1 protein-coding gene is annotated in these 1,525 nt (G+C 43.5%); it reads right to left on the bottom strand.

All coding sequences use genetic code 11. From position 1 onward, the window contains the following. Window positions 1–1,382, bottom strand: a 1,382-nt coding sequence (locus tag B9G53_RS25560; protein ID WP_141211899.1) for a type I polyketide synthase, incomplete at its 3' end; no start/stop codon positions are given. Window positions 1,383–1,525: the final 143 nt, after the last annotated feature.

The raw sequence follows: 1,525 nt of genomic DNA, 5'->3' as shown, positions 1-1,525 counted from the left end.
GTTTCTAGGGCTGTATCTGTCTTGGCGGATAGTAGCAATAGTTGATAGGGGCGCGAAGCTGAGGATGCTTCTAGTTCTGGCGCTTCTTCTAAAACTACATGGGCATTTGTCCCACCAAAGCCAAGAGAACTAACACCTGCACGACGGGGCAATCCATCACTTTTCCATTCACTTAGCTGAGAGTTGACATAAAAGGGACTATTATCAAAGTCGATTTTAGGATTCGGCTTCTCAAAGTGTAATGTTGCTGGAATTTGTTTATGTTTTAAGGCGAGGACAGTTTTGATTAAACCTGAGATTCCCGAAGCTGCCATCAAATGCCCGAAGTTGGTTTTGACAGCCCCGATCGCACAAAATCTACGTTTATTAGTGTAACGACGAAAAGCTTGGGTCAGAGCCGCAATCTCAATCGGGTCACCCATCTCTGTAGCCGTGCCATGAGCTTCGATGTAACTGATTGTATCTGCACTAATCCCAGCCACATCTAGAGCGCCCACCACCACATCAACTTGACCATTGACACTAGGTGAGGTGAAGCTCACTTTTAAGGAACCATCGTTATTAATCGCCGAGCCTTTGATCAATGCTTCGATATGATCACCATCAGCGATCGCGTCTTCTAGTCGCTTTAGCACCACAATGCCCACACCTGATCCAAAGACAGTTCCCTGTGCTTTTGCATCAAAGGTACGACAATGTCCGTCAGGCGAGGTGATATCCCCAGCATGATACATATATCCAGACTGCTGAGGAACATGAAGGGTTACGCCGCCTGCTAAGGCGATATCACATTCTTGATTGAGTAGACTTTGGATAGCTAAATGCGTAGCTACCAGAGAAGTAGAGCAGAAGGTCTGGACATTTAAGCTAGGACCCTTGAGGTTTAATTTGTAGGAGACGTTTGTTGTCAAAAAATCTTGCTCGCTGCTGAATCCGTAGGGATTATCCAGATTAGGGACACGGATGAGGTTGTTTAGTAAATATCGGTTAATTGCCGATCCGCCATATACCCCAATTAGCCCTTTGTAAGTTTGAGGATTGTAACCAGCATTTTCTAAAGCTTCCCATGCTGATTCTAGAAAGAGGCGATTTTGCGGATCCATCAATTCCGCTTCGCGAGGGCTAAAGCCAAAGAATGCTGCATCCAGACGATCAATGTCTTCAATCATTGGAGCAGCTTTTACATAGTTGGGATTATCTAATAATGTTGGGGCAACGCCTGCACTTTGTAACTCCGAGTCAGAAAAAAATTTAATTGACTCTACTCCATTGCGGAGATTATGCCAAAATTCATCAATATTTTTAGCCCCGGGGAATCGACAAGCCATACCAATAATGGCAATGTCTAGCATGGGTTCTTGATGAGTTTCCTGACTGTTCATTTCATTTCCTAGGATGAGTACGATTAAATTACTGGAGTTTAGACTAAAAAAGGTAAGAAAGGCAGAGTAAAAGAGATACAAACTGCCTAAAGTAGATAAAAAAGAAAGACATATCTACAGCCATGATTATTGACAAACTACAG

The sequence above is a fragment of the Pseudanabaena sp. SR411 genome (assembly GCF_002251945.1).
Taxonomy (GTDB): domain Bacteria; phylum Cyanobacteriota; class Cyanobacteriia; order Pseudanabaenales; family Pseudanabaenaceae; genus Pseudanabaena.
This window is presented reverse-complemented; position numbering and strand designations above follow the sequence as displayed.